24 protein-coding genes are annotated in these 25,538 nt (G+C 71.6%); 15 read left to right on the forward strand and 9 right to left on the reverse strand.

Annotated features, from left to right (window positions below):
- Together resB and ccsB are read left to right on the forward strand one after the other, a co-directional pair.
- Complete coding sequence (gene resB, locus AY578_RS18805) at positions 1-1,800, forward strand: cytochrome c biogenesis protein ResB (protein WP_028959995.1); 1,800 nt, start codon at positions 1-3, stop codon at positions 1,798-1,800.
- Positions 1,797-2,909, forward strand: a complete 1,113-nt coding sequence (gene ccsB / locus AY578_RS18810) for a c-type cytochrome biogenesis protein CcsB (protein ID WP_019526495.1) — start codon at positions 1,797-1,799, stop codon at positions 2,907-2,909. Before resB ends, ccsB begins: the two co-directional genes overlap by 4 nt.
- Positions 2,910-2,981: 72 nt before the next feature.
- On the opposite strand, the gene AY578_RS18815 is transcribed toward ccsB, so the two are convergent.
- The 5 genes from AY578_RS18815 to AY578_RS18835 all read right to left on the reverse strand — a co-directional run bounded on the left by AY578_RS18815 (position 2,982) and on the right by AY578_RS18835 (position 6,369).
- Complete coding sequence (locus tag AY578_RS18815; protein WP_028959996.1) at positions 2,982-3,440, reverse strand: nucleoside deaminase; 459 nt, start codon at positions 3,438-3,440, stop codon at positions 2,982-2,984.
- 7 nt (positions 3,441-3,447) lie between these two features.
- Positions 3,448-3,792, reverse strand: a complete 345-nt coding sequence (locus AY578_RS18820) for a hypothetical protein (RefSeq protein WP_019526497.1) — start codon at positions 3,790-3,792, stop codon at positions 3,448-3,450.
- The gene (locus AY578_RS18825; protein ID WP_019526498.1) at positions 3,789-4,334 is read right to left on the reverse strand and encodes a DUF6232 family protein; all 546 of its coding nucleotides are present in this window, start codon (positions 4,332-4,334) and stop codon (positions 3,789-3,791) included. The genes AY578_RS18820 and AY578_RS18825 overlap by 4 nt, the downstream gene beginning before the upstream one ends.
- A 360-nt stretch (positions 4,335-4,694) precedes the next feature.
- Positions 4,695-5,924 carry a hypothetical protein gene (locus tag AY578_RS18830; RefSeq protein WP_215188227.1) on the reverse strand — a complete coding sequence of 410 codons (1,230 nt, stop codon included), beginning with the start codon at positions 5,922-5,924 and terminating at the stop codon, positions 4,695-4,697.
- Between the two features lie 118 nt (positions 5,925-6,042).
- On the reverse strand, positions 6,043-6,369 hold the full coding sequence (locus AY578_RS18835) for a PLD nuclease N-terminal domain-containing protein (protein ID WP_028959998.1): 327 nt from the start codon (positions 6,367-6,369) through the stop codon (positions 6,043-6,045).
- A gap of 66 nt (positions 6,370-6,435) precedes the next feature.
- On the opposite strand from AY578_RS18835, the gene AY578_RS18840 reads away from it, so the two are divergent.
- Positions 6,436-7,893, forward strand: a complete 1,458-nt coding sequence (locus tag AY578_RS18840; protein WP_019526501.1) for a menaquinone biosynthesis decarboxylase — start codon at positions 6,436-6,438, stop codon at positions 7,891-7,893.
- Positions 7,890-8,795 carry a menaquinone biosynthesis prenyltransferase MqnP gene (gene mqnP / locus AY578_RS18845; protein WP_028960000.1) on the forward strand — a complete coding sequence of 302 codons (906 nt, stop codon included), beginning with the start codon at positions 7,890-7,892 and terminating at the stop codon, positions 8,793-8,795. Before AY578_RS18840 ends, mqnP begins: the two co-directional genes overlap by 4 nt.
- Before the next feature lie 10 nt (positions 8,796-8,805).
- Here mqnP and AY578_RS18850 read toward each other — a convergent pair whose 3' ends face one another.
- The gene (locus AY578_RS18850) at positions 8,806-9,411 is read right to left on the reverse strand and encodes a rhomboid family intramembrane serine protease (protein WP_258903132.1); all 606 of its coding nucleotides are present in this window, start codon (positions 9,409-9,411) and stop codon (positions 8,806-8,808) included.
- A gap of 91 nt (positions 9,412-9,502) precedes the next feature.
- Here AY578_RS18850 and AY578_RS18855 point away from each other — a divergent pair, with 91 nt between their 5' ends.
- The 9 genes from AY578_RS18855 (at position 9,503) to AY578_RS18895 (ending at position 19,145) form a co-directional block, all read left to right on the forward strand.
- A complete protein-coding gene (locus tag AY578_RS18855; RefSeq protein ID WP_078504653.1) occupies positions 9,503-10,189 on the forward strand; it encodes a UbiX family flavin prenyltransferase in 687 nt (228 codons plus the stop codon).
- A 113-nt stretch (positions 10,190-10,302) separates the two neighbouring features.
- Positions 10,303-10,761: an Lrp/AsnC family transcriptional regulator gene (locus AY578_RS18860; RefSeq protein ID WP_019526505.1), complete on the forward strand. Its 459-nt coding sequence runs from the start codon at positions 10,303-10,305 to the stop codon at positions 10,759-10,761.
- Between the two features lie 49 nt (positions 10,762-10,810).
- Positions 10,811-11,974 carry an aminofutalosine synthase MqnE gene (mqnE, locus tag AY578_RS18865; protein ID WP_019526506.1) on the forward strand — a complete coding sequence of 388 codons (1,164 nt, stop codon included), beginning with the start codon at positions 10,811-10,813 and terminating at the stop codon, positions 11,972-11,974.
- Positions 11,975-12,685: 711 nt separating this feature from the next.
- Complete coding sequence (locus AY578_RS18870; protein ID WP_019524421.1) at positions 12,686-13,210, forward strand: GNAT family N-acetyltransferase; 525 nt, start codon at positions 12,686-12,688, stop codon at positions 13,208-13,210.
- Positions 13,211-13,328: 118 nt separating this feature from the next.
- Positions 13,329-13,646: a DUF4229 domain-containing protein gene (locus AY578_RS18875; RefSeq protein WP_019524422.1), complete on the forward strand. Its 318-nt coding sequence runs from the start codon at positions 13,329-13,331 to the stop codon at positions 13,644-13,646.
- Between the two features lie 318 nt (positions 13,647-13,964).
- Positions 13,965-15,284 carry a dicarboxylate/amino acid:cation symporter gene (locus AY578_RS18880; RefSeq protein WP_019524423.1) on the forward strand — a complete coding sequence of 440 codons (1,320 nt, stop codon included), beginning with the start codon at positions 13,965-13,967 and terminating at the stop codon, positions 15,282-15,284.
- A gap of 164 nt (positions 15,285-15,448) precedes the next feature.
- Entirely contained in the window at positions 15,449-17,107 is a 1,659-nt protein-coding gene (locus tag AY578_RS18885) for an SPFH domain-containing protein (RefSeq protein ID WP_215048296.1), read from the forward strand.
- A complete protein-coding gene (locus AY578_RS18890) occupies positions 17,104-18,429 on the forward strand; it encodes an SPFH domain-containing protein (RefSeq protein WP_161231952.1) in 1,326 nt (441 codons plus the stop codon). Before AY578_RS18885 ends, AY578_RS18890 begins: the two co-directional genes overlap by 4 nt.
- A 23-nt stretch (positions 18,430-18,452) precedes the next feature.
- Positions 18,453-19,145: a TetR/AcrR family transcriptional regulator gene (locus tag AY578_RS18895; protein ID WP_019524426.1), complete on the forward strand. Its 693-nt coding sequence runs from the start codon at positions 18,453-18,455 to the stop codon at positions 19,143-19,145.
- Here AY578_RS18895 and AY578_RS18900 read toward each other — a convergent pair.
- The gene (locus AY578_RS18900) at positions 19,115-19,975 is read right to left on the reverse strand and encodes a MaoC family dehydratase (protein WP_019524427.1); all 861 of its coding nucleotides are present in this window, start codon (positions 19,973-19,975) and stop codon (positions 19,115-19,117) included. The genes AY578_RS18895 and AY578_RS18900 overlap by 31 nt on opposite strands.
- Before the next feature lies 1 nt (position 19,976).
- Complete coding sequence (locus tag AY578_RS18905) at positions 19,977-21,284, reverse strand: 3-oxoacyl-ACP reductase (RefSeq protein ID WP_019524428.1); 1,308 nt, start codon at positions 21,282-21,284, stop codon at positions 19,977-19,979.
- A gap of 100 nt (positions 21,285-21,384) precedes the next feature.
- Between AY578_RS18905 and AY578_RS18910 the strand changes: the two genes are divergently transcribed.
- Together AY578_RS18910 and AY578_RS18915 are read left to right on the forward strand one after the other, a co-directional pair.
- The gene (locus tag AY578_RS18910) at positions 21,385-22,671 is read left to right on the forward strand and encodes an acetyl-CoA C-acetyltransferase (protein WP_028960009.1); all 1,287 of its coding nucleotides are present in this window, start codon (positions 21,385-21,387) and stop codon (positions 22,669-22,671) included.
- Between the two features lie 241 nt (positions 22,672-22,912).
- Positions 22,913-24,835 carry an AMP-dependent synthetase/ligase gene (locus tag AY578_RS18915; RefSeq protein ID WP_019524430.1) on the forward strand — a complete coding sequence of 641 codons (1,923 nt, stop codon included), beginning with the start codon at positions 22,913-22,915 and terminating at the stop codon, positions 24,833-24,835.
- 8 nt (positions 24,836-24,843) lie between these two features.
- Here the strand turns inward: AY578_RS18915 and AY578_RS18920 are convergent, their stop codons facing one another.
- Positions 24,844-25,530, reverse strand: a complete 687-nt coding sequence (locus AY578_RS18920) for a class I SAM-dependent methyltransferase (RefSeq protein ID WP_136238129.1) — start codon at positions 25,528-25,530, stop codon at positions 24,844-24,846.
- Positions 25,531-25,538: the final 8 nt, after the last annotated feature.

Below are 25,538 nucleotides of genomic sequence, written 5' to 3' on the forward strand. Positions count from 1 at the left end.
ATGAGCGACACCACGACGGACAACTCCACGCAGACCGGTGACGACCAGGACCTCGGCGCCGCCGGCTCCCAGCTGTCCACCGCGCCCGTGGAGGACGCGCCCTCGCCCAACCTGCCCGCCCTCGGCGTGATCGGCTGGGCCCGCTGGTTCTGGCGGCAGCTCACCTCCATGCGGGTGGCGCTGCTGCTCCTGCTGCTGCTGTCGCTCGCCGCGATCCCCGGCTCGCTCATCCCGCAGACCGGCGTCGACGAGACGCGGGTCGCCGACTTCCGCGAGCGGCACGACGTCCTCGCGCCCGTCTACGACAAGCTCGGGCTGTTCCACGTCTACAGCTCGGTGTGGTTCTCCGCGATCTACATCCTGCTGTTCGTCTCCCTCATCGGCTGCATCGTGCCCCGCACCTGGCAGTTCGTCGGCCAGCTGCGCGGCCGCCCGCCGGGCGCGCCCCGCCGGCTGACCCGGCTGCCCGCGCACACCGCCTGGCGCACCTCGGCGACCCCCGAGGAGGTCCGCGAGGCCGCCCTCGCGCTGCTGAAGAAGCGCCGCTTCCGGGCGCACACCGTCGGGGACGCCGTCGCCGCCGAGAAGGGCTATCTGCGCGAGTTCGGCAACCTGGCGTTCCACCTCGCGCTGATCGTCATGCTGATCGCGTTCGCCTGGGGCCAGCTGTTCAAGTCCGAGGGCAACAAGATCGTCGTCGAGGGCGACGGCTTCTCCAACACGCTCACCCAGTACGACGACTTCAAGTCCGGCAACCTCTTCACCAACGACGACCTGGTGCCGTTCAGCTTCGACGTCAAGGAGTTCACCGGCACCTACGAGCGCACCGGCCCCAACCGGGGCACCCCGCGTACGTACGAGACCGAGGTGACGTACACCGAGGGCGCCGACGGCGACGAGAAGCACACCGTCATCAAGGTGAACAAGCCGCTGAAGATCGGTGACGCCAAGGTCTACCTCGTCAGCCACGGCTACGCGCCCGTGGTGACCGTCCGCGACGGCAAGGGCGAGATCGTCTACCAGGACGCCGTGCCGCTGCTGCCGCTCGACAACAACGTCACCTCCAACGGCGTCGTCAAGGTCCTCGACGGCTACCGCAACCCGCAGGGCAAGAAGGAGCAGCTGGGCTTCCAGGCGTTCTTCGTGCCGACCTTCGGCGGGTCCGCGAGCGGCACGATGCTCTCCCAGTTCCCGGCGCTGGACTACCCGGTGCTCGCGCTCAACGCCTACCACGGCGACCTGAAGGCCGACTCCGGCATTCCGCAGAGCGTGTACCAGATGGACAAGACGAAGATGAAGGAGTTCAAGGACGCCGACGGGCAGCTGCTGAAGAAGCTGCTCACCCCCGGCGAGACCATGAAGCTCCCCGGCGGCGCCGGCTCGATCACCTTCGAGAAGGACATCAAGGAGTGGGCCGGCTTCCAGGTCGTGCAGGAGCCGGGCGGCGGCTGGGCGCTCGGTGGCGCCCTCACCGCGATCGGCGGCCTCGCCGCCTCCCTGTTCGTGCAGCGGCGCCGCGTGTGGGTGCGCGCGGTGCGCGGCGACGACGGCGTGACCGTCGTCGAGATGGCGGGCCTCGGCCGCAGCGAGTCCGCGAAGGTGCCCGAGGAGCTCGGCGACCTCGCCGGGGTCCTGTACGAGCGGGCGCCCGGCGTGGCGGACCCCGAGCCGGACGGCACACCGCAGCCGGACGCCGCCCCGCCCTCAGAAGACCCCGGAGCGTCCGACGCGTCCGGAACCACCACGTCCACCGACACCGACTCTCAAGCCGTGCCTGCCGAAGGGGCTGAGCAGCAGTGACTCTCGCCGCCGCGACCAACGAGAACCTCGCGGAGATCAGCAATGTGCTGATCTACTCCGCGATGGCGGTCTACACCCTCGCTTTCTTCGCGTACATCGCCGAGTGGATCTTCGGCAGCCGCAGCAAGGTCGCCCGCACGGCGGCCGCGCTCACCCCGAAGGCCTCCGCGGCGGGGACGGCGCCGGCCGTGACCGTGAGGCAGGGCGGCGGCACCGCCGTCCTGGAGCGGCCCAAGGTCACCGTCCGGGCCGCGTCCGGCTCCCGTGACGTGCCCGACGGCCCTGGGGCGCACGGCGGCGACGAGCAGGGCGACCTCTACGGGCGTATCGCCATCTCGCTCACCGTGCTCGCGTTCGCGCTGTCCTTCGGCGGGGTGCTCACCCGCGCGCTGTCCGTGGAGCGGGCGCCGTGGGGCAACATGTACGAGTTCAACATCACCTTCTCCACGACCGCGGTGGGCGTGTACCTCCTGCTGCTGGCACTGAAGAAGAACGTGCGCTGGCTCGGCCTGTTCCTGACCACGTCGGTCCTCCTCGACCTCGGTCTCGCCGTCACCGTCCTGTACACCGCCAGCGACCAGCTGGTTCCCGCCCTGCACTCGTACTGGCTGTACATCCACGTCTCCACGGCGATCCTGTGCGGCGCGGTGTTCTACGTCGGCGCGTTCACGACGGTCATGTACCTCTTCAAGGACTCGTACGAGAACAAGCTGGCGAACGGCGGCAAGCCGGGCAGCTTCGCCACGTCCTTCCTGGAGCGGCTGCCCGCGGCGGCCTCGCTGGACAAGTTCGCCTACCGCGTCAACGCGGCGGTGTTCCCGCTGTGGACGTTCACGATCATCGCGGGCGCCATCTGGGCGGGCGACGCGTGGGGCCGCTACTGGGGCTGGGACCCCAAGGAGACCTGGTCCTTCATCACCTGGGTCGCCTACGCCGGCTACCTGCACGCCCGCGCCACCGCCGGCTGGAAGGGCCGCAAGGCCGCCTATCTGGCCCTGCTCGCCTTCGGCTGCTGGCTGTTCAACTACTACGGCGTCAACATCTTCGTCAACGGCAAGCACTCCTACGCCGACGTCGGCCTGGGCGTGCTCCAGGCGGCAGGTTTCTGACCGTTCCCGCCCCGCCACGCATCCGCACGGAGGCCGCCCCGGACGAGAGTCCCGGGGCGGCCTCCGCCGCGTTCATTCCCCGATGTCCTCGCCCCACAGCTCCGGGTTCCGTGCGGTGAACTCCCGCATCATCGCCACGCACTCCGGGTCGTCGAGCACCACGACCTCCACGCCGTGCCCCGCCAGCCAGTCGTGCCCGCCGTGGAAGGTGATGGCCTCCCCGACCACCACCCGCGAGATCCCGAACTGCCGCACCAGCCCCGAGCAGTACCAGCAGGGCGACAGCGTGGTCACCATCGTCGTCCCCCGGTACGACCGCTGCCGCCCCGCCGCCCGGAACGCCGCCGTCTCCGCGTGCATCGACGGATCCCCGTCCTGCACCCTCCGATTCCGCCCCCGCCCCAGCAGCGCCCCGTCGGGCCCGTACAGAGCGGCCCCGATGGGGATGCCCCCTTCAGCCAGCCCGGCCCGCGCTTCCTCCAGCGCGGCGGCGAGCCAGGTGCGGGCGGTCGCCTCGTCCAGCGGCTCCACCGGAGGATCAGCCGCCGAGCAGCGCGAGGACGCTGTTCACGGCCTCGACGACGGGCTGGCCGACCGCTCCCACGGTGGCGGCGATGCCCGCCACCGCCAGCAGGGCGCGATGGCGGTGCTGCGGCTCGACGGCGGGCGAGGCGATGTCCGGCAGGGCTTCGTCGAGGGACTGGGCCCGGGCCGGCGGCACCTGCGCGCGCAGCTCCGTGACCAGCTCGACGAGCTGCCGGAGAGCCGCCTCCAGTTCGGGAGACGTCTGTGCCGGGGCGGCCTGGTTCTTGACGATGCCGGTGTTCCCCAGCCCGCCGTGCATCGAGACGCTGTCGCCGAAGTAGTAGGTGTCGCCGCTCATGAGTGACCCACTCCCACGTTGCCGGATCCGCCGTACATGTTGACGTTGTCGCCGAAGTAGTAGTTGTTGGGATTGACCACGAGCTGCTCCACCTTGACCTGGAACTCCGCCTCGGGATTCTCGATGGCCTGCACGATGGGCTCGACGAGCCGGTCCAACTGCCGCGCATCTGCACTGGTCACCATCGCGATGGACGGGCCCGAGGTCTCCATCGCCAGCACGTACTGGGGCGGTGCCCCCAGCACGGAGAACATGCTCACCGCGCTGGACACCACGACCGCGCCGGCCACCAGCCAGATGACGGTGAGGAGCCCGGTGGTCGAGGACTCGCCGCGGTCGGCCATCCTCACCAGCTCCGCGGTGATCGTCAAACCCAGAGCCACCGCGAGGGTCACGGCCGTCCGCCTGAAGAACCGGAATGCGGCCTCCTTGCGACGGGGCTGCATGGTGAAGGTGTAGACGCGGGTGATGTTCTGCAGCGGGTACGCGGCCCCGCCGACCCACAGCAGCCGTTTGCCGACCCGTAGGTCGATGGAGTGCACGCTCCGCGGCGGCGCCACGGGCGGCGGGGGCACGTCGTGCTGCCCCGGAGGCTCGGTCCGCCGGGCCTGTGGCGGGAACGCCGGGTACGGCTGGGGGACCGGACCGGGCGGTGGAGTACCAGGTACGGGTGGCGGGGCGCTCTCCGTGCTCACCGGGGTCTCCGTCATCTGAGAGGGTGTCAACGGGTGACCCATTAACCACGCTCGGTGGCGTCGGCGCAAGCCGATTGCCTGCACGGGCCACTCATGGCTGACTTCCTCTCACCATCCGTATGCGCAGAGTTATTTGAGGCGGGGTGGGCTGCTGGGCGGAAAGATGTGACGTTCCGACAGCAGTCGCGGGCGCGGGCGTGAGCTCGTTCACCGGGTGAGTGCCGCGCTCTCCGCCAGACGCGTCCGCGTGATGTGCCACAGCTGCTTCTGGTAGGCATCCGGCCGGGACGCGAGGTCCACCCGTGCGGACAACGCCAGCGGATCGGCGTCCGGGCCGCGCAGCAGATCCACCGAGGCCTGCGCGAACCGCTGCCGCAGCCCCGCGCGTTCGGCCTCGGCCAGCACCTCCCGGAGCCGAGCCATGGCTGCCCGGGCCTCCAGGCGTCCGTCCCGGTCCGTGTCCAGCATGAGCCGCCACCCCGAAGCCGGCGCCGCCGCGGCCAGCCGCCGGTCCAGGACGTCGGCCAGGCGTCTGCCCTCCTCCGCCGCGCTCCGCGCCTCCGGCCCGGCCTCCACCAGCACCCGCAGGGCCGTCAGCAGCTTCGCGGTGCCCGGGTCGGTGGCATCCGTGTCCAGCCGTACCGAGGTGTCCTCGGCCACCGCGTCGGACTTGCGACGGGCGGCTTCCCACACCTTCTCGGCCGCGCGCTGCCCCAGCCCGGCGGCCTCCGTGATGCCCCACGCCCCGGCGTCCAGGACGTCCTGCACGCTGCGGATGCCGTGCCGTGGCAGCTCCGCCACCGGGACGAGCGGCCCGGCGGACCACCGCAGCCTCCCGACCGGAATCCCCTCCAGCACCTTCCGCACCCGCTCCTCGTGCAACGGTGTCCAGGCGTCCCGTACCGCGTCTACCGCACGCTCGTGGTCCCGGGCGACCTGGGCCGCCATGTCCCGCAGCCGCTCGGCCCGCCGCACGGTCCGGGCGTCGAGGCCGCTGAGCCCGTACAGGCTCTGGACGGTGCCGCCGACGACGCCGACGAAGGTGACGAGAACTCCGGCCGTCACCAGCAGGTCGGACGCGTCGACCCACCGCCCGCCGGTCTCGTCCAGCTCCGGGGTGTACAGCTCGCCCTTGTTCTCACCCTCGGCGACCACGAAGCCCGTGTCCCAACCGAGGTTGGTGCCCGGCCGGTATTCGGGGGCCTTGAGGACCGGGTCGCGGTCGGCGTCGCAGAGGTACGGGGCCTCGCGTTCCGTGTCGCCGAACGGGTCGGTCCACCGGACCGTGCAGGCCCCGTCGGGTTCCTCGTCCAGCACGGTGAGGTCGATCTGTTCCAGCTCGGGGTACTCCGGAGCGTGCCAGTAGACGGCGATCGAACAGCCGATCAGCAGCAGTCCGAGGACGACGACCCAACGGAAGAAAGACACACGCTTCATCGGCCGCCCCCTGCCGCCGTCCACCACGCCGTGGCTCAGTGTGGCGAGGGGTGCACGCCCCGTGCAGGGGGCGGAACCGGCAGTCGCCGTGCCCGGAGACTTCCGGGACCCGGCAGGGTCAGTCGGTCCTGGGATCCTCGTCCGCGTCGCGGTCCTTGTCCCGCTTCTTCTCCTCGTCGAGCGACTTCAGGAAGTCCGGGTTGTCGTCCGGCGCGACCCACTGGCCGCGGCCGCCGCCCCAGACGGAGCCGCCCGCCCCGGCGGGCTGCCGCTTCTTGCCGGCGATGATCCAGGAGATCGAGCCGACCAGCGGGAAGAGCAGGACGAGGATCGCCCACAGCGGCTTGGGCATGTGCCGGATGTCCTCGTCGCTCGTGCTGATGCAGTCGATGAACGCGTAGACGCTCAGGGCCAGCGGCACGAGGAACATGAGCACCCGAAGCATGGGCCTCTCCAGCGAAAGAGGTGGGCGGTACCGGTCCAGCGTAGCCGCTCGGGGATACTGGACCCCATGGCTTACGACGATCTTCGCTCCCTGCTCAGGGCGCTGGAGCGCGAGGGCGACCTCAAGCGCATCAAGGCCGAGGTCGACCCGCATCTGGAGGTCGGTGAGATCGTCGACCGGGTGAACAAGGCCGGCGGTCCCGCCCTGCTCTTCGAGAACGTGCGCGGCTCCTCGATGCCCCTCGCCATGAACGTCTACGGCACCGACCGCCGGCTGCTGAAGGCGCTCGGCCTGAAGTCGTACGCGGAGATCGGGGAGAAGATCGCCGGGCTGCTGAAGCCCGAGCTGCCGCACGGCTTCGTCGGGGTGCGCGAGGCGTTCGGGAAGCTCGGCGCGATGACGCACGTGCCGCCGAAGAAGGTGAAGTCGTCCGACGCGCCCGTGCACGAGGTCGTCCTCACCGGCGACGACGTGGACCTGGAGCAGCTGCCCGCACTGTTCACCTGGCCCAAGGACGGCGGCTCCTTCTTCAACCTGGGGCTCACCCACACGAAGGACCCGGTCAGCGGCGTCCGCAACCTCGGTCTGTACCGCCTCCAGCGGCACGACAAGCGCACCATCGGCATGCACTGGCAGATCCACAAGGACAGCCGCAACCACTACCAGGTGGCCGCGCGCCGCGGTGAGCGGCTGCCGGTCGCCATCGCCTTCGGCTGCCCGCCGGCCGTCACGTACGCCTCCACGGCGCCGCTGCCCGGCGACATCGACGAGTACCTGTTCGCCGGGTTCCTGCAGGGCAAGCGGATCGAGATGGTCGACTGCAAGACGGTCCCGCTCCAGGTGCCCGCGCAGGCGGAGGTCGTGATCGAGGGCTGGCTGGAGCCCGGCGAGATGCTGCCCGAGGGCCCCTTCGGCGACCACACCGGCTTCTACACCCCGCAGGAACCGTTCCCCGCGCTGACGATCGACTGCGTGACGATGCGGAAGCGTCCGCTGCTCCAGTCGATCGTGGTCGGCCGGCCGCCGACGGAGGACGGCCCGCTGGGCCGGGCCACGGAACGGTTCTTCCTGCCCCTGCTGAAGATCATCGTCCCGGACATCGTGGACTACCACCTGCCCGAGGCAGGCGGCTTCCACAACTGCGCGATCGTCTCGATCGACAAGAAGTACCCGAAGCACGCGCAGAAGGTCATGCACGCCATCTGGGGCGCGCACATGATGTCGCTGACCAAGCTGATCGTGGTCGTCGACTCCGACTGCGACGTGCACGACCTGCACGAGGTCGCCTGGCGTGCCCTCGGCAACACCGACTACTCGCGTGACCTCACCGTCGTCGAGGGCCCGGTCGACCATCTCGACCACGCGTCGTACCAGCAGTTCTGGGGCGGCAAGGCCGGCATCGACGCGACGAAGAAGTGGCCCGAGGAGGGGTACACGCGCGACGGCGGCTGGCCCGACATGGTCGAGTCCGACCCGGAGACCGCCGCGAAGGTCGACCGCCGCTGGAAGGAGTACGGACTGTGACCTCGGCCTCCGCCGCCCTGCCGCAGCAGCCGGGACGCACCAAGGCGTTCCTGCGCCTGGTGATGATCGAGCACTCGGTGTTCGCGCTGCCCTTCGCCTACATCGCCGCGCTCACCGCGATGTACGAGTGGGACGCGAACATCCACTGGGGACGGCTGTTCCTCGTCACCCTCGCCATGGTCGGCCTGCGCACCTTCGCGATGGCCGCCAACCGGATCATCGACCGCGAGATCGACGCCCGTAACCCGCGCACCGCGCACCGCGAGCTGGTCACCGGCGCGATGTCGGTCAAGCACGCCTGGACCGGCGCGCTGATCGCCCTCGCCGTGTTCCTCGGCGCGGCCGCCCTGCTCAACCCGCTGTGCCTGGCGCTCGCGCCCGTCGCCGTGATCCCGATGGTGGTGTATCCGTACGGCAAGCGGTTCACCAACTTCCCGCAGGCCATCCTCGGTCTCGCGCAGGCGATGGGCCCGGTCGGCGGCTGGCTGGCGATCACCGGGTCATGGTCCTGGGACGCGGTCGTCCTCGGTCTCGCGGTCGGCATCTGGATCGGCGGCTTCGACCTGATCTACGCCTGCCAGGACGTCGAGACCGACCGGGAGGTCGGCGTGAAGTCCGTCCCGGCCCGCTTCGGCATCCCCGCGGCGATCTGGGGCGCCCGCGCCTGCCACACCGTGACGACGGCCCTGTTCGTCTGGTACGCGGTGCTCACCGACGCCGGCGCCTTCTTCTGGCTGGGCCTGCTGATCGTGGCCGCCGCGTTCGTCTACGAGCACACCATCGTCCGCCCGCACGACCTGACCCGCCTCAACCGCGCGTTCTTCAGCGTCAACGGCTTCATCGGCATCGCACTGTTCCTCTGCGCGCTGCTGGATCTGCTGGTGCGCGGGCTGACGGTCTGAGCGGGCGGGGCTACACGACCGGTTCGCGGGATCGCGTCGGGCGGCGGCGGAGGACGAAGGCCGCCGCCACCCCCGCGGCCAGGCCGATCAGGTGACCCTGCCAGCTGATGCCGGACTGGGTGGGGGCGAGGCCCGCGAGGATGGAGCCGCCCCAGACCGCGGCGATCAGGACGCCCACCAGCACGCCCAGCGGGCGGCGCTCCACGAAGCCGCTGACCAGCAGGTAGCCGAACAGGCCGAAGATCAGGCCGGAGGCGCCCGCCGTGTTGCTGTCCGCCGGGGATGTCAGCCACACGCCCAGACCGTCCGCGACGACGATCAGCGCGCACACGGCGAGGAACCGGCGTATCCCGCCGAGCGCCGCGAGGAAGCCCAGCACCAGCAGCGGCACGCTGTTCGCCGCCACATGGGAGAAGCCGAAGTGCACGAAGGCGGACGGCACCACGTCCACCAGTTCGGACGGGGTGCGCTGCACGATGCCGTAGTCGTCGAGGGCGTGGCCGCTCGCCACGTCGGCCACCTCGAGCACCCACAGCAGCGCCACCCAGCCGGCCATCAGCACGGCGGCGGCCCGCACCCGGTCGCCCCGTGACCACGTGAGACGCGTGTCCGTCATCGTCCACCCCCACCGCCGGACCGTTGTGAGGGACAACGCCCACGGACCCTGGCCCGGTTCCCGTCCTGCGACTTTGGATAGGCTCGGTCCCGTGAACCCAGCCAAGCCAGGAGAGACGCGGCGATCGCCTTGGATCGTAGGGGTCTCGGGCGCCTCCGGCACCCCCTACGCCGCGGCCGTGCTGCGCGCGCTGCTCGCGGCCGGGGAGAGCGTGGACCTCGTCGTCAGCCGGGCCTCGCGGCTCACTCTGCTGGACGAGACCAAGATCGCCTTCCGGGACGCCCATTGGCGCGACGACCTGCGCGCATGGCTGTCCCGGGGGGCGGACGGCAAGCCGGACACCTTCTCCGTCGACCTCGACGACGTGCGGTACTGGGCCGCCGGCGACCTCGCGGCCGGACCGTCCTCGGGGTCGTACCCGAGCAAGGGCATGCTGATCGTGCCCGCCTCCACGGCGAGCGTCGCCGGGGTGGCGCTCGGGCTGTCCAAGGACCTGCTGCAGCGGGCGGCGAGCGTGACCCTCAAGGAGGGCCGCCGCCTGGTCGTGGCCGTACGGGAGACCCCGCTGAACGGCCAGACGCTGCGGCACCTGGTGACGCTGGACGACGCGGGCGCCACCGTACTGCCCGCCTCACCGGCCTTCTACGCGGGCGCGACGCACATCCAGGATCTGGTGGACTTCGTCGCGGGACGCGTACTCGACGCGGCGGGCGTCCCCCACACCCTGTACCGCCGCTGGGAGGGCGAACTCGGCGGAGGATCCCGCGCGGACGACTGAACCATCCGCCCCGCGGCCCGGCGCCCCGCCGGACGGGGGCGCACCTCACGGCACCACCTCTCGGCACCACCTCTCGGAAACTTCGTACCTCTTCAGTGGAAGGCATCGATTCGATGGACGCGGTGGACAGGCAGCTCATCCAGGCCCTGCGGGAGAACGGCCGGGCCTCCTACGCGGAGCTGGGGCGCCTCGTCGGTCTGTCGGGACCCAGCGTCACCGACCGCATCAACCGGCTGGAGGCGGCCGGCGTCATCACCGGCTACCGCGCCACGGTGGACGCCCCCTCGCTCGGCCTCGGCGTCACCGCCCTCATCGGCATCTCCCTGTCCGACGCCGCCGACCACGAGGACGTGGCGCAGCGGCTGAAGGACCTCCAGGAGATCGAGGACTGCTGGTTCATCGCCGGCGACGACTCGTTCATGCTCAAGGTGCGCGCCACGGACGTGGACGGCCTGGAGAGGATCATCCGCAGGCTGTCCGGCACCAAGGGCGTGTCCCGTACCCGCACCACGATCGTGCTCTCCACCAAGTGGGAGAACCGCGTCGGTGAGCTGCCCGAAGAGGTCGGCTGACCGGGGCGTACGGTGGGACGGGTCTGTCTTCTGGGAAAGAGGTAACGGCATGGACGTCGGGCTCAAGCGCGAGCTGGAGGAGAAGGTCCGCTCCGGTGAGCGGCTGACCCGCGAGGACGGCATCGCGCTCTACGAGTCGGACGACCTGGCGTGGCTGGGCGGCCTCGCCCACGAGGTGCGGACGCGGAAGAACGGCGACGTCGTCCACTTCAACGTCAACCGCCACCTCAACATGACCAACGTGTGCACCGCGTCGTGCGCGTACTGCTCCTTCCAGCGCAAGCCGGGGGAGAAGGACGCCTACACGATGCGCATCGAGGAGGCGGTGAAGCTCGCCGAGGAGATGCGCTCGGAGAACCTCACCGAGCTGCACATCGTCAACGGCCTGCACCCGAACCTGCCTTGGCGCTACTACCCGCGGTCGCTGCGCGAGCTGAAGGCCGCGCTGCCGGAGGTGTCGCTGAAGGCGTTCACCGCCACGGAGATCCACCACTTCGAGACGATCTCGGGCCTCAGCGCGAGCGAGATCCTCGACGAACTCATCGACGCGGGGCTCGAGTCCCTCACGGGCGGTGGCGCGGAGATCTTCGACTGGGAGGTCCGGCAGCACATCGTGGACCACCGCACCCACTGGGAGGACTGGTCGCGGATCCACCGCCTGGCGCACGAGAAGGGCCTCAAGACGCCCTGCACGATGCTCTACGGCCACATCGAGGAGCCGCGCCACCGCGTGGACCACGTGCTGCGGCTGCGTGAACTCCAGGACGAGACCGGCGGCTTCCAGGTCTTCATCCCGCTGCGGTACCAGCACGACTTCGTCGACATGAAGGACGGCAAGGTCCGCAACCGGCTCCAGGCGCGGACGCAGATGGCTACGGGCGCGGAGGCGCTGAAGACGTTCGCGGTGTCGCGGCTGCTGTTCGACAACGTGCCGCACGTGAAGGTGTTCTGGGTGATGCACGGCGTGCAGACGGCGCAGCTGGCGCTGCAGCACGGGGCGGACGACATGGACGGGTCGGTGGTCGAGTACAAGATCACGCACGACGCGGACAATTTCGGCACGCCGAACAAGCTGACGCGGGAGGATCTGCTGGATCTGATCCGCGATGCGGGGTTCCGGCCGGTGGAGCGGAATACGCGGTACGAGATCATCCGCGAGTACGACGGTCCCGACCCGGCGCGCCGGGAGTCTCCGCAGCCGATGCGGGTCTGACTCCCGTCGGGGGTTCTGGTCGTCGCCGCCCGCGGCGGGTGGGTGCTGATCGCGCAGTTCCCCGCGCCCCTGAGGGGTAGTGACGGTTTCGTCGTCGGCCGCGGGCCGGTGGGGGCTTGTCGCGCAGTTCCCCGCGCCCCTGAGGGCGGGACGGTGGGGGTTTGTCGGGCAGTTCCCCGCGCCCCTGAGGGGTGGTGACGGTTTCGTCGTCGTCCGCGGGCCGGTGGGGGCTTGTCGCGCAGTTCCCCGCGCCCCTGAGGGCGGGACGGTGGGGGCTTGTCGTGTAGTTCCGCGCGTTCTTTGAGGGTGCCGCGGTGAACGCGCCCCGAAGGGGCGCGGGGAACTGCGCGAGCAACCCACGACTACCCGCAGGGGTAATCCAGGGGCGCGGGGAACGGCGCGAAGAACCGGCGACTACCCGCACCGGGAATTCAGGGGCGCGGGGAACGGCGCGAAGAACCGGCGACTACCCGCACCGGGAATTCAGGGGCGCGGGGAACGGCGCGAAGAACCGGCGACTACCCGCACCGGGAATTCAGGGGCGCGGGGAACTGCGCCAAGAACCGGCGACTACCCGCACCCGGAACTCAGGGGCGCGGGGAACTGCGCGGCCGGCCCACCACCCGGCGGCACCCGGCCGCACCCGTACCTCCCCGGCGGGCGGCCGGAATTCGACTGCGCGCCCGACAGGGTAAGGGCTACGCTCGCCCCATGCCCCTTACCTTCACCGCCGACCCCGACATCACCCCCACCCTCCGCGACGGCATCCTCGACCTCTGGACCGACGTCAGCAACGCCGGCGGAGCCGTCGGCTTCGTCGCGCCCGTGACGCGGGAGGACATCCGCCCCGCCCTGCTGAGGCAGTTCACGGACATGGCGGAAGGCAGGTCCCGCCTGGTCGTGGGGCACGACGAGGACAACCGCGTCGCGGCCACCGCGTTCCTGACGCGGAACACCCACCCCCTGATGACCCACTGGATCTGGCTCTACACGGTGATGGTCCACCCCCGCCACCAGGGCAAGGGCTACGGCCGGGACCTCCTCGCCGAGGCCGAGCGAACCGCCCGCACCATGGAGGGCGTCGAGGCGATCCGCCTCGGCTGCCGCGGCGGCCTCGGCCTGGAGCGTTTCTACGGCTCCGCCGGCTACAAGGAGGTCGGCCGCGTCCCGGACGCGATCCGCGTGGCGCCGGGCGACGACCGCGACGACGTGATCATGCACCTCACCCTCACGTGAACCCGTACAGCCCCGTGCGGCCCCGTACCCCGTTGAAAGATCGCCCGCCGCTCGTGCTTCACTGGACGTCGTCCCGTAAGGGACCGTTTCTGACCGTACGCACGGAAGAGTGGATGAGATGCTCCGCTACACGCTGATGCGCCTCGGGATCTTCGCGGGCTGCCTCGTTGTCGTCTGGGCCCTCGTCTACTCCGGTCTCGCGCCGCGCGGTCTCGGCGACTCCAACGGCCTGTGGATCGTGCTGCTGGCGCTGCTGATCTCCGCGCCGATCAGCTTCGTCGTCCTGCGGGGCGAACGCGACCGGGCCTCCGAGCGCATCGTGCGCCGGGTCGAGCGCGCCAAGGCCAACCTGGAGGCCAACCGCACCCAGGAGGACGCGGCCGACGACACCGCCCGCGCGCAGGGCCAGGCCTCAAGCCAGGCGCAGACGTCGTAACGTCCGCCACACCCGCGCACCGCACCCGGGCGCCCCGGACTCCTCCCGACCAGGGAGGACCGGGGCGCTTTGCGTTCCATGTGTGCGTTTGCCTTCCCGCCTTTCAAAGTAAGGCTTTGAGCTTCTCAAAGTTCAGGTGTTACGGTCTTCGGGTGAAGTCAGCAGCCGTGTTCCCCACGCCCCGGAGTGTTCCGCTCGTGGCGCGCCTGCACGTGGATCTCTGCCGGGTCACCGCCGCGAACTGTCAGTCCTGACACCGCGCCCCGCCCCGAGCCCTTCCCGTCACATCCCTCACGCGTCCCCCCCCCTCACCGGAGCATGTCCGTGTCCTCGAACACGCAGTTGAAGCGGTCCGTCCGCGTGCCCTTCTGGGCCCAGATACTCATCGGCCTCGCCCTGGGCGTCCTGCTCGGCTGGATCGCCCGCAGCCAGGACGTGTCCTGGCTGGTCACCACCCTGGAGAAGGTCGGCGGCACCTTCGTCGGCCTGCTGAAGCTGGCCGTCGCCCCGCTGGTCTTCTTCGCGATCCTGGTCTCCATCACCAACCTCAGGAAGGTCAACAACGCGGCCCGGTTGGCCTCGCGGACCCTCCTCTGGTTCATGATCACCTCGCTGATCGCGGTGGCGATCGGCCTGGCCATCGGCCTGATCACCAACCCCGGCGCCGGCACGGGCCTCAGCCCCGCCGACGGCAGCCTGCCGGAGAAGACCGGCTCCTGGATCGACTTCCTCACCGGCATCGTGCCGACCGACGTGATCACGCCGTTCACCGAGCTGAACGTGCTGCAGATCGTCTTCATGGCCGCCGTCGCCGGCATCGCCGCCCTCCAGCTCGGTGAGAAGGCCCAGCCGATCCTCACCCTCAGCGAGTCCGTCCTGGAGCTGCTGCAGAAGGCCCTGTGGTGGGTCATCCGCCTGGCCCCGATCGGCACCGCCGGCCTCATCGGCAACGCCATCGCCACCTACGGCTGGGACCTGATCGGCAAGTACGCCACGTTCACCGCCGACATCTACGTCGGCTGCCTGATCGTCCTCTTCGGCGTCTACCCGGCGCTGCTCGCGACGGTCGCCAAGGTCGGCCCGGTGCAGTTCTTCAAGGGCGCCTGGCCCGCGATCCAGCTGGCCTTCGTCTCCCGCTCCTCGGTCGGCACCATGCCGCTGACCCAGAAGGTCACCGAGCGCCTGGGCGTGCCGAAGGAGTACGCGAGCTTCGCCGTGCCGTTCGGCGCGACCACGAAGATGGACGGCTGCGCCGCGATCTACCCGGCCATCGCCGCGATCTTCGTCGCGCAGATCTTCGACGTCCCGCTCGGCGTCGGCGACTACCTGCTGATCGCGTTCGTCTCGGTGGTGGGCTCCGCCGCCACGGCCGGCCTCACCGGCGCCACGGTCATGCTGACCCTCACCCTCTCCACCCTCGGCCTGCCGATGGAGGGCGTGGGCCTGCTCCTCGCCATCGACCCGATCCTGGACATGATCCGCACCGCGACGAACGTCGCCGGCCAGGCCCTGGTCCCGGTCGTCGTCTCCGCCCGCGAGGGCCTGCTGGACCACGACAAGTACAACGCGGTCCACGCCTCCCCGGTCGACGAGACCCCCGAGACGGAGGACACCCGCCCGGTGCCCGCGACGGCCTGACCCTTCGCGACCGCGCTCAGGGGCGCATTCCGGCAACGAGACACCCGTGACCGTTGCTGGGGTGCGCCCCTTACGCGTGTGTGCCTACGTGGTGTGTGATCACTGGACCACACGATTCCCCGCGACCCAGTGCGGGGAGGGCACCACAGGCGAAGGGGGACCCCGTGGCACGTACGCGGGCGCAGAGCCTACGCAACGTCGCACAGTCGGTCGCCGGAGGCGCGGATCCGCGCGCCGCGGCGCGGGACGAGCTGCTCCGGCGCACCGGAGCCGGCGGCGGGCAGCCGTCGGGCGACTCGGGCGAGGACGAGCGGTTCGAGACGGGCGAGGGCATGGATCCGGCCGACTTCCCGGCCGCGCGGGAGCAGGACGGCAGCTCCGTCGACACCGTGATGCGGCAGAAGACCGTGTCGCTGGACGAGGCCGGCGAGGCGCTGAGCCGCAGCGAGCAGCTGCGGGAGGGCGGCGAGACCGTGCACGCCATCTACCCGATGGTGATGCCCAAGGGCCGCTCGCTGCTGTCCATGCTGCCGGTGCTGTCGCTGCTGGTGATCGGGCTGATCGGCACGTCGGTCGTGTCCGCGGCCGGGGGCTGGAGCGTGACCTCGCCGCTGTTCGGGCTGCACTACTGGCTGATCGCGGTGGCCGCGGTCGCGTTCGTGTGGTGGCGGCAGGGCCTGGTCATGGTGCCGGACGGCTGCCAGGCGATGATCACCCGGTTCGGCAAGCTGGAGAAGGTCGTCGGACCCGGCCGGGTCACCCTGCTGAGCCCGTGGAAGCGGGTGTCGTACATCGTCAACACCACCCGCGAGTACCCGTTCAACGCGCCGGTGCGGGAGGCCCCCACCAAGGGCGGCGTGAAGGCGTCCATCGACCTGTTCATCCAGTTCCGGATCAGCGACCCGGTGGAGTTCGTCTACACCCTCGGCGCGGTGCGCGGCTTCGAGGAGAAGCTCGGCAACGCGGTCAGCGAGACCATCCGCAGCCTGATCTACGAGCAGGAGGCGGCCGGCATCTACGACATGGTCGGCGAGGACAGCGGCCGGCTGCTCGAGCAGCTGAACCAGCAGTTCCGCCCCGCCGTGGAGCTGACCAACGCCAACATCACGCACGCCGAGCCCGCGGACCGCCGTTACCGGATGGACCTGGCCGCGCCCGAGATGGTGCGCATGGCGAAGGAGGCGTACACCCACGAGTACGCGCTCCAGCTGCGCAAGGAGCAGGACGAGGGCGACCTCAACCGCGAGCTCGCCTCCAGTCACGAGACGCTGTCCGCGATCCAGGCCGACATCGCGCAGTACCAGGCGCAGATGGACACCGCCGTGGAGCGCGAGACCAACCGCGCCGAGGCGCTGGCCCGCCAGCGCTACGTGCAGGCCGAGTCCGAGGCGAAGGCCAACGCGGCCCTGCTGGAGGCGCAGGCCCTGGACATCCGCGCGGTGACCGCCGCGGAAGCGCCGGAGATCCTGGAGTACCGCTACCAGCAGCAGGTGCTCGACACCCTGGAAGAGGTCGCCGACCATCTGCCGCGCCTGGTGCGCATCGGCGGCGGGGGCGACGCGGCGGCCGGGATCGACTTCCTGGAGCTGGCCCGCGAACTCGTGGGCGAGCGCGGCGCGGAGCTGTTCGACGACGCCGAGATGGCCGCCGTACGGGAGCGGCTGGCGGAGGTGTCCGCGCGGATCGCCTCCCGTCAGGAGGAGATCACCGCGCTGCTGGAGGCCGAGCGGCCGACCGTCGTGCCGCAGATGCCGGGCGAGCCCGCCGAGAGCGACACCAACGAGGCGCCCGCAGGCGCCGCAGCCGAGGAGGTCCAGGCGTGAGTTCCGTCCGCAGTCACCGTCGTTCGGTCATCTCCGAGGCCGTCGCGCCCTGGAGCGACATCGCCCGCCTGCTGCGCGGCGGCGACGCCGGCACCCTGCTGCCGGTCATCATCCCCAAGCACCGCCGCCGCCTGTGGTGGATGCTGCCGCTCTGGTTCGGCGGATACGCCCTGCTCTCGGGCGTGATGCTGTCCCTGAAGGAGTCCGGCTCCGACGGGCTCGGCGGCATGGCCGCCGGCGCCCTGGCCACCCTCTCGTACACCTTCGGCGTGCTGCTGCTGGTGATCGGCGGGCTGTGGTGGTGGCGCTCCTCGATCGTCGAGATCGAGCAGGGCACCCACGGCGTGCTCACCCGGTACGGGGCCGTCGTCCGCACCCTGGACGCGGGCCGGCACTATCTGTGGCACCCGTGGTCGCGGGTCGACTTCGTCGTCGACACGGCCACCGAGATCCCGTACTCGGCGCCCGTCATGGCCTGCCCCACGCAGGAGAACGTGCCGCTGCGCTCCATCGAGTTCTTCCTGAAGTTCCGCATCACCGACGCGGTGCTGTTCGTCCGCACCATCGGTGCGGGCAACTTCGACCTGGTGCTGTCCAGCGCCGTGCAGGACGCGATCCGGCAGCGGGCCCGCCAGGTGCGCACCGAGCGCGCCTACGACCTGCGCGGCTCGGACGTCGCCGACATGCAGGACCTGCTCAACCGCCAGCTGGACCGCTATGGCGTGCGCATCACCGGCTGCAACATCCCGGACGTGCAGCTCCCGGCGCAGTACCAGCAGCACCTCGCCACCCGTGAGCAGGTCGCCAAGGAGCGCACCGCCTACGAGCAGGAGTGGGGCCTGATCCGCAAGCGCCGTATCGACAGCCTCGGCATGGACATCGAGCGGGCGAAGAAGATCCGCGACGCCCGGATCGTCGAGGTGCGGGCCGCGCTGAACCGGGCCCGCGAGGAGGTCGCCCAGCTGCTGGAGCGGCAGGAGACCGAGGCCCAGCGGGTGCGTTTCGAGATCGAGACGCGCGGCCGCAGCGGTCTGATCGCCGCGGAGAACGAGGCCCGCGCCCAGCAGGCCCTCGCCAAGGCGTACCGGGACAACCGGGCGGTGCTCCGGTACGAGCTGGCCCGCAGGCGGCTCGAGGTCGGCTCGCGACTGGCGGAGAAGGCGCCGCGTCCTGTGGTGGTGCGCACCGACGGCGGCACCGACACCTCGGCGCTGTCCACGCTGTTCACGGCGCAGCTGCTGCCCCGGCTCACGTCGGGCGACCGGGTGCTGAACGCCGGTGCGCTCCTGTCGGCGGAGGACGGCGGCCACGACCAGCGGTAGCGGCTGACCGTACGCTGTGTCCCATGGGTGCCGTGAAGACGAAGCGGATGCCGCGTGCGGTCCGCGAACAGCAGATGCTGGACGCAGCCGTACGGACCTTCGGGAACCGGGGGTACATGGCCGCGTCGATGGACGAGATCGCCGAACTGGCGGGCGTGTCCAAGCCGTTGGTGTATCTGTACCTCAACTCCAAGGAGGACCTGTTCACCGCGTGCATCCGTCGTGAGGCCAGGGCGCTCACCGAGGCGGTGCGCGCGGGGGCCAGGCCAGGACTGCCGGCGGACCGGCAGCTCTGGTCGGGCCTGACCGCGTTCTTCGAGCACACCGCCCGCCGTCCCGACGGCTGGGCGGTGCTGCACCTTCAGGCGCGCACCCACGGCGAGGTGTTCGCCGCCGAGGTGGCCGCGATGCGCACGGAGATCGTCGCGTTCGTGACGCAGCTGATCCTGGCCGCGGCGCGGGAGGCCCACCGCGACCCCGACCTGCGGGAGGCGGAGGTGTCCGGGCTGGCGGAGGCGCTGGTCGGGGCGGCCGAGTCGCTTGCCGACTGGGCCAACGCCACCCCGGGTGTCTCCGCCCGGCAGGCGGCGACCACGCTGATGAACTTCGCGTGGGCGGGGCTCGGCGACCTGATGGCGGGGCGGCACTGGACCCCGCCCGACGACGGCGCGGACGCCCCGGCGCCTCAGAGCGAGGTCACCTCGCCGGTGAGGTGAACCCGGCCGCGGTCCCCGCGCAGGGCGAACCGCCCGCCGTCCGCCGCGTACGTCACCGTGCCGGGCAGCAGCACCGGCGCCCGGAAGTCCGCCCGGACCTCGGCCGCGTCCGGGACGCCGTGGGCGGCGAGACAGCGGGCGACGGTCCACATGCCGTGCGCGATGGCGCGGGGGAAGCCGAAGAGGCGCGCGGTGAGCGGGTGCAGGTGGATCGGGTTGCGGTCGCCGGACGCGGCGCCGTAGCGGCGGCCCAGGTCACCGGGGAGCCGCCACTCCTCGACGGCGGGCAGCTCGGGGCCCTCCTCGGACCGCTCCGGGCCCTTGGCGTGCGTGGTCCTGTGCCGGGCCAGGTACGTGCTGCGCGACTCCCACACCCGCTCGTCGCCGGAACGCAGTTCCGTGACCACGGCCGCCTCGGTGCCGCGCCGGTGCGGGGCCAGTCCGTCGACGTACACGGAGAGGTCGTAGAAGCCGGCCGCCGGGGTCGCGCGGTGCCGGGTGATGCCGATCGACGTGTGCACGAGTCCGAGCAGCGGCAGCGGGAAGTCGCGGGCGCTCATCAGCCGCATCGCCAGGGGGAAGCCCAGCACGTGCGGGTAGGTCACCGGCAGGGTGTCCGCGGCGGCGGGGAAGCCGCACACCTTCGCGTACGCGGCCAGTTTCGCCGGGTCGGGGCGCAGGCCCGGCAGTACCAGCCGGGTGCGGGGGTGCGCGGCGGCCGGGTCCGGGCGCCGGAACGGCGAGAGGACGGCGCCGCGGGCGAGCAGCGGGGCGAGGGACGGGGAGCGGGTGAGGACGGCCTCGGCCCGCTCCGGCGGGGTGGTCGTCATGTCACGCTCCCAGCAGGCTCTGGCCGCACACGCGCACGACCTGGCCGTTGACCGCGCCCGAGCCGGGGTGGGCGAACCAGGCGGTGGTCTCGGCGACGTCGACGGGCAGACCGCCCTGGGCGAGGGAGTTCATCCGGCGTCCGGCCTCCCGGATGAACAGCGGGACGGCGGCCGTCATCTTCGTCTCGATGAAGCCGGGCGCGACCGCGTTCACCGTCACCCCGTGCTCGGCGAGCGCGCGGGGCGCCAGGGCACGGACGAAGCCGGTGACGCCGGCCTTGCTCGCTCCGTAGTTGGTCTGGCCGGCGTTCCCGGCGATGCCCGCGATGGACGCGGTGGCGACGATCCGGCCGTCGCGGCGCAGCGCCCCGGCATCCAGGAGGGCGTCGGTGGTGCGCAGCACGCTGCCGAGGTTGACGTCCAGCACCGAACTCCAGCGGTCCTTGGGCATGTTGACCAGCCGGCGGTCGCGGGTGATGCCGGCGTTGTGGACCAGTACGTCCAGTCCGCCGGGGAGCGCCTCGGCGATGCGGGCGCCCGCGTCGGCGGCGGTCATGTCGAGCAGCAGCACGCTGCCGCCGATCCGCTCGGCCACCCGGCGTGCGTCCTCCTCGGCCTGCGGCACGTCGAGGACGACGACCTCGGCGCCGTCCCGGGCCAGGGTCGCGGCGACGGCCTCGCCGATGCCCCGCGCGGCGCCGGTGACCAGGGCGGTGCGGCCGGACAGGGGGCGGTCGGCGTCCTCGGCGGCGGGGCTCTCCTGGTCGCCGACGGCGATGACCTGGCCGCTGACGTAAGCGGACCTGGGGGAGAGCAGGAAGCGCAGGGTGGACTCGGCGGCGGAGGCGTCGGTGAGGCGGACCAGGTTGACGGTCCTGCCGCCGCCGGTTTCCTTGCCGAGGGAGCGGGTGAAGCCCTCCAACGCCTGCTGGACGGCGGCCTGGTGGTGGTCGGCGGCGTCGAGCGGGGCGCCGAGCACGACGATCCGGCCGCTCTCGGCGACCGACCGGACGACGGGGTGCAGGGCGGCGTGCACCTCGTCGAGGTCCGCGACGGTGCGCACCCCGGTGGCGTCCAGGACGACTGCGGCGGGCTTCCCGGCGACCTCGTCCGTGGGGAGCCCGGTGCGGGCGAGGACGGGCGCGAGGTCGAGGCGGGAGGCGCCCGCGGTGAGGTGGAGCAGCCCGCCGTCCAGCGCCGGACGCTCGGCCGACCAGCGGCGCAGCGGGGCGGGCCGGGGCAGCCCCAGGCGGCGCGTGAGGAAGCGGCCCGGCGCGGTGCCGGTGAAGCTCAGATAGCGGTCGGCCATCGGGGACTCCCAGGTGTGCGGGCGAGGGGCTCGCCCAGTGCTGACTCTGGAGTAAGGTTACCGGAGGTAAGCCTATGTCACGGTTGAGGAGCAGGTCGAGATGAGCACCCTGAAGCCGGCCACCGTGCGGCGCGTCGCGGTCATCGGCGGCAGCCGCGTCCCGTTCGCCCGCTCCGACGGGCCCTACGCCACCGCCTCCAACCAGGAGATGCTCACCGCCGCCCTGGACGGCCTCGTCGACCGCTACGACCTCGGACAGCCGGGCGCGGTCGACGAGTTCGTGGCCGGCGCCGTCCTCAAGCACAGCCGCGACTTCAACCTCGCCCGCGAGACCGTCCTCGGCTCCCGCCTCGACCCCCGCACCCCCGCCTACGACATCCAGCAGGCCTGCGGCACCGGACTCCAGGCCGTGATCTCCGCCGCCAACAAGATCGCCCTCGGCCAGACCGAGGCCGCCGTCGCCGGCGGCTCCGACACCGCGAGCGACGCGCCCCTCGGCGTCAACGACGACCTGCGCAAGGTGCTGCTGGAGGCGCGCCGCGCCACGTCCCTCGGCGCCCGCCTCAAGGCGCTCGCCAAGGTGCGCCCCGGCCACCTCGTCCCCGACATCCCGCGCAACGCCGAGCCGCGCACCGGTCTTTCCATGGGCGAGCACGCCGCCGTCACCGCCCGCGCCTGGGGCATCACCCGCGAGGCCCAGGACGAACTCGCCGCGACCAGCCACCAGCGACTCGCCGCCGCCTACGAACGCGGCTTCTTCCAGGACCTGGTGGTGCCCTTCCGCGGCCTGGCCCGCGACCAGAACCTGCGCCCCGGCTCGACGGTGGAGAAACTCGCCACCCTGAAGCCGGTGTTCGGCATCGACGGACCCGAACCCACCATGACGGCGGGCAACTCCACCCCGCTCACGGACGGCGCCGCCGTCGTCCTGCTGGCGAGCGAGGAGTGGGCCGAGGAGCGCGGCCTTCAGCCGCTGGCGTACCTCACCGCGTACGAGACGGCCGCCGTCGACTTCGTGCACGGAGACGTCGCCGACGGCGAGGACGGCCTGCTGATGGCGCCCGCCTACGCGGTCCCGCGCATGCTGGAGCGGGCCGGTCTCGGCCTGGACGACTTCGACCTGGTCGAGGTGCACGAGGCGTTCGCCTCGCAGGTGCTCGCCACCCTGGCCGCCTGGGAGAAGCGCGGCCTGCCGCCCGTCGACCGGGCCCGGCTGAACGTGGCCGGCTCCTCGCTCGCCACCGGCCACCCCTTCGCCGCCACGGGCGCCCGCATCGTGGCCACCCTCGCCAAGCTGCTCGCCGAACGGGACGCCCCCGGCCGCGGTCTGATCTCGGTCTGCGCCGCCGGCGGACAGGGCGTCACGGCCGTCCTGGAACGCCCCTGAACAGCGCCGTTCCATCCATGGTCGGGGGCAAACCTGAGTGACCCTCACGTAACCCCCGACACTGCACACGCTTGATCCCGCTCCATCTCCGAACCGGCACGAACCCCTCACGCCAGAGCCGTACGATCCCCGCACGACCGGTGGCGTCCCGAGCCGCGGACGCCTCCGGTGAGCGCCTCGGCGTGCGAGGCACGTACGTCGTGGCACCCCGCAGTTCGCCTGCACGCCCCAGGAGCCGCCCGTGTCCACCCCGCACCACGCCACCGCTCTCGACGCCGACGTCCACGGGGCGCCCGTCCTCGTGCCGCCGGCCACCCGCCGGCTGGACGGGGCCGTGCGCGAGGCGTCCGTACCGCCTTTCGCGCAGCCGGTGCGGCACGGATCCCTCGCCGACCTGCCGTTCGAGAACGCGGCCGTCGCGCCCGGTGACGTCGTCCTCAGCCGCAAGACGGGGGACGGCTCCTGGCGGGACGTCACGGCGGAGCGGTTCGCCGCCGAGGTCCTGGCCGCCGCGAAGGGACTCGTCGCCGAGGGCCTGACACCGGGCGACCGCATCGCGATCATGGCCCGCACGGTCTACGAGTGGACCGTCCTGGACTTCGCCGCCTGGGCCGCCGGCCTGGTCACCGTCCCCATCTACCCCACGTCGTCCGCCTACCAGGCCCGCTGGATCCTCCAGGACTCCGGCGCCGTCGCCCTCTTCACCGAGACCGCGGGCCAGGCGGCCGCGATCGGCCCGGAACTGCCGCACCTGCCCGACCTGCGGCATGTGTGGGTCATGGAGAAGGGGCACGTCGACGCCCTCACGGACGCCGGCGCGCACATACCCGACCACGAGATCGAGGTGCGCCGGGGCATGCTCGGCCCCGACACCCTCGCCACCCTCGTCCACACCTCCGGCACCACCGGCCGCCCCAAGGGCTGCGCCCTCACCCACGGCAACTTCTTCGCCGAGGTGGACAACGCCATCGAGCTGCTCTACCCGGTCTTCCAGGACCGTACGAACGACGAGGCGTCGGTCCTGCTCTTCCTGCCCATGTCCCACGTCTTCGGCCGCATGGTCGCCATCGCCTGCGTACGCGCCCGGGTGCGGCTCGGGCACGCGCCCAGCCTGGCCGCCGAGGACCTGCTGCCCGACCTCGCCAGCTTCCGGCCCACCTGCCTGCTGACCATCCCGTACATGCTGGAGAAGGTGTTCAACTCCGCCCGCGCCAAGGCCGAGGCGGGCGGCAGACAGTCCACCTTCGACCGCGCGGCCACGGTGGCCCGCCGCTACGGCGAGGCCCTGGAGGCCCGGCAGACCGGCGCCGGCAGCGGCCCCTCCCGCTCCCTGAAGACGGCCCGCGCCTTCTACGACCCGCTGGTGTACCGAAGAATCCGCAACGCCATGGGCGGCAGGGTCCGCTACGCCATCTGCGGCGGCTCCCCGCTGGGCCGCGATCTCGCCGCCTTCTTCGCCGGGGCCGGCATCGAGATCTTCGAGGGCTACGGTCTCACCGAGACCACCGGCGCCTCGACCGTGACACCCCCGCTGAAGCCCCGCCTGGGCACCGTCGGCTGGCCGCTGCCCGGCACGAAGATCCGTATCGCGGCGGACGGCGAGGTCCTGGTCTCCGGCGAGCACGTGCTGCGCGGCTACTGGGACCCGCAGGCGGGCGGGGTCGTGCCCGCCACCCGGGACGGCTGGTTCGCCACCGGTGACATCGGCGAGCTGGACGACGAGGGCTATCTGACCATCACCGGCCGCAAGAAGGAGCTGATCATCACCGCGGGCGGCAAGAGCGTCGCCCCGGCCCCGCTGGAGAACTGGCTCCGCTCCCACCCCCTGATCTCCCAGGTGATGGTCCTCGGAGACCACCGCCCCTACGTGACCGCCCTGATCACCCTCGACCTCGACGGCATCACCCACTGGCGCCGGATGAACGGCAAGCACCCCGTCCCCGCGAAGCTCCTCGTCGACGACGAGGAACTGCGGGCGATCCTGCAGCGCGCCGTCGACGAGGCCAACAAGATGCTGTCCCGCCCGGAGTCCATCCGGCGCTTCGCCGTCCTCCCCGTGGACTTCACCGAGGAGGACGGCCATCTCACACCGTCCATGAAGCTGCGCCGCGAGGCGATCCTGAAGGACTTCGCGGACGACGTGGAGGCGCTGTACAAGACGTGACCTGGCGGTCAGGCGGAGTCCGGGCCGCCCGGCGCGCGGGCTATCAGGAACGCCTGCGGGGTGGGCTCGCCCCGCCCCGCGTCCGGCTCCCGCACGGTGCGCTGCACCAGGGCGAAACCGGCAGCCTCCAGCAGCTCCGTGACCCGCCCGGGCCGCATCCGCCGGAAGTCCAGGGTGACCGGGTGACCCCAGGGGTGCACGTGCCGCCGGGGCTCGTCGCCCATCTGGAAGGCCAGCAGGAGCAGCCCTCCGGGCGCCAGCACCCGCCGGAACTCCGCGTACACGGCGGGCAGGTCCTCCGGCGGCATGTGGATCGTCGAGTACCAGGAGACGAGGCCGGCGAGGGAACCGTCGGCGTGGTCCAGGGCGAGCATCGAACCCTGCTCGAACCGCAGCTCCGGGTTCTCCCGGCGGGCGATCGCCAGCATCGACGCGGACAGGTCGACGCCGTGGACGTCCAGACCGAGCGAGGCGAGACACCCGGTGACCCGGCCGGGACCACAGCCCACGTCGGCCACCGGCGCGCCTGGGCCGACCAGCTCGGCGAACCCGGTCAGCAGGGAGCGGTCCAGCGGGGTCGCGGCGGGCAGGTCCCGGAACATCGCGGCGTAGTCCTCGGCGATCGCGTCGTAGAAGGCGCGGGTGGCGAGGACGTGCTCCGGCTGGTCGGCGTGCGCGGGTCGGCTCGTGGTCATGGGCGGAC

It is taken from the genome of Streptomyces thermocarboxydus, from assembly GCF_024760485.1.
Classification (GTDB): Bacteria; Actinomycetota; Actinomycetes; order Streptomycetales; family Streptomycetaceae; genus Streptomyces; species Streptomyces cellulosae.

Coding starts and splice junctions, on each gene's coding strand:
- AY578_RS18860 (WP_019526505.1), top strand. CDS start 10,303: ATGGACGCGGTGGACAGGCAGCTCATCCAGGCCCTGCGGGAGAACGGC.
- AY578_RS18880 (WP_019524423.1), top strand. CDS start 13,965: ATGTCCGTGTCCTCGAACACGCAGTTGAAGCGGTCCGTCCGCGTGCCC.
- AY578_RS18830 (WP_215188227.1), bottom strand. CDS start 5,924: ATGAAGCGTGTGTCTTTCTTCCGTTGGGTCGTCGTCCTCGGACTGCTG.
- AY578_RS18840 (WP_019526501.1), top strand. CDS start 6,436: ATGGCTTACGACGATCTTCGCTCCCTGCTCAGGGCGCTGGAGCGCGAG.
- AY578_RS18895 (WP_019524426.1), top strand. CDS start 18,453: ATGGGTGCCGTGAAGACGAAGCGGATGCCGCGTGCGGTCCGCGAACAG.
- AY578_RS18850 (WP_258903132.1), bottom strand. CDS start 9,411: ATGACGGACACGCGTCTCACGTGGTCACGGGGCGACCGGGTGCGGGCC.
- AY578_RS18905 (WP_019524428.1), bottom strand. CDS start 21,284: ATGGCCGACCGCTATCTGAGCTTCACCGGCACCGCGCCGGGCCGCTTC.
- resB (WP_028959995.1), top strand. CDS start 1: ATGAGCGACACCACGACGGACAACTCCACGCAGACCGGTGACGACCAG.
- AY578_RS18875 (WP_019524422.1), top strand. CDS start 13,329: ATGCTCCGCTACACGCTGATGCGCCTCGGGATCTTCGCGGGCTGCCTC.
- AY578_RS18910 (WP_028960009.1), top strand. CDS start 21,385: ATGAGCACCCTGAAGCCGGCCACCGTGCGGCGCGTCGCGGTCATCGGC.
- AY578_RS18900 (WP_019524427.1), bottom strand. CDS start 19,975: ATGACGACCACCCCGCCGGAGCGGGCCGAGGCCGTCCTCACCCGCTCC.
- AY578_RS18870 (WP_019524421.1), top strand. CDS start 12,686: ATGCCCCTTACCTTCACCGCCGACCCCGACATCACCCCCACCCTCCGC.
- AY578_RS18820 (WP_019526497.1), bottom strand. CDS start 3,792: ATGAGCGGCGACACCTACTACTTCGGCGACAGCGTCTCGATGCACGGC.
- AY578_RS18835 (WP_028959998.1), bottom strand. CDS start 6,369: ATGCTTCGGGTGCTCATGTTCCTCGTGCCGCTGGCCCTGAGCGTCTAC.
- AY578_RS18920 (WP_136238129.1), bottom strand. CDS start 25,530: ATGACCACGAGCCGACCCGCGCACGCCGACCAGCCGGAGCACGTCCTC.
- mqnE (WP_019526506.1), top strand. CDS start 10,811: ATGGACGTCGGGCTCAAGCGCGAGCTGGAGGAGAAGGTCCGCTCCGGT.